The 611-nt window shown below is 56.3% G+C and carries 1 protein-coding gene; it reads right to left on the bottom strand.

The window, feature by feature from the left end; all coding sequences use genetic code 11:
* Nucleotides 1-611, bottom strand: a 611-nt coding sequence (locus tag B3P58_RS09015) for a DUF3426 domain-containing protein (RefSeq protein WP_286717078.1), incomplete at both ends; no start/stop codon positions are given.

Genomic DNA, 611 nt, shown 5'->3' on the forward strand with positions numbered 1-611 from the left:
GTGTCGACGACCAGCGCACGCTGCAGGTCAGGGTGTGCCCGGACAACCAGATGCTGAGTTGTCATCTCGCGGATGTTCTGAATTTTCGGCAGGCGGCAATCCATAGCAGCGCAGATTTGGGCGTAATAAGGACGCCATTGTGGGGTGCGTGCCCAGTTGTCGAACTGGAAATACAGCGTCTGCGCAGCGGCTGCGACCAGCATCAGTACGATCCCGGTGAGCCAGCCCCAGGGGAGTCTGCGACGGCGCTTTTTGGCCAGCTGCAGGGGTTCTTCCTGTAATCCGGCAATGCTGCTGGCCGGCAGGCTGATTTCCAGCGTTTCGGTTTGCAGGCCATCATCACCGCCGAGGGTGAAGTCATTCCGGTTGTGGTGCTGATCGGTATCGTCTTCGTCATCGAGGAAACCGTGGAAGTCATCTTCTTCCGGTGGTGGCAGGTCGAAGTTGAATTCGTCGTTGCCGCTCAGTTTCAGGCGTGAGGAAGTAACTTTCTCTTCTTTCATCTGCCGGATGCTGTCGTCATCGTCATTCAGCAGGGCATTGGCCCAGGACTCATCATCGTCCTTAATTTTGCCTTCGTCCTCTGTATCCATGTCAGAGAAATCGAGGGT

The organism is Thalassolituus sp. UBA2009 (genome assembly GCF_002335285.1).
GTDB classification, from domain to species: domain Bacteria; phylum Pseudomonadota; class Gammaproteobacteria; order Pseudomonadales; family Oceanobacteraceae; genus Venatoribacter; species Venatoribacter alkanivorans.